Here is a 469-nt window from a genome sequence, read left to right as displayed (position 1 = left end):
GGGTGATTGTGGACCGGTCGACACCAAACCAGCAGGCCAGCACGTCGTGAGTGGCACCGTGGCGAAGGTGGACGAGCGTGGCCAGGAGCCGGTCGACAAAGACCAGCTGGTGCTTTGCGCCGGCGCCCACGGCCCGCATGCGTGGCCTGGACTCCAGTCTCGTCTGGTGCCGCTCATGCCATAACGGACCTACCTCGGCGACAAGTTCGGCGATCACATCGGCCGACAGGCCTGTGATCCGCTGATCGCTGATGATCGCTGCACGAGTCGCTGTCCCCACCACATGAACATGATCAGGTATCAAGATCCAGCGTCGCACCGCCAACCATGCACGAGCTCGTAAAGGGTGTTGCAGAAGGCTCAGCTCGGGCAGGCCTGTGTGGTGTTTGGCCTGTTGTTTCACCCGGCGAGGGCGAGGTTGTGCATGGTGGCGACGGCCTGGACGGCGTGGTGGAGGCCGTCGCCCTTT

At 63.8% G+C, this 469-nt stretch carries 1 protein-coding gene; it reads right to left on the bottom strand.

The features are described 5' to 3' along the window. The coding region (locus IH80_RS40395; RefSeq protein WP_234432547.1) for a helix-turn-helix domain-containing protein at positions 1-403 on the bottom strand (403 nt) is incomplete at its 3' end. Between the last annotated feature and the right edge of the window lie 66 nt (positions 404-469).

This window comes from Streptomyces sp. NRRL S-378 (assembly GCF_000720645.1).
Classification (GTDB): domain Bacteria; phylum Actinomycetota; class Actinomycetes; order Streptomycetales; family Streptomycetaceae; genus Streptomyces.
This window is presented reverse-complemented; position numbering and strand designations above follow the sequence as displayed.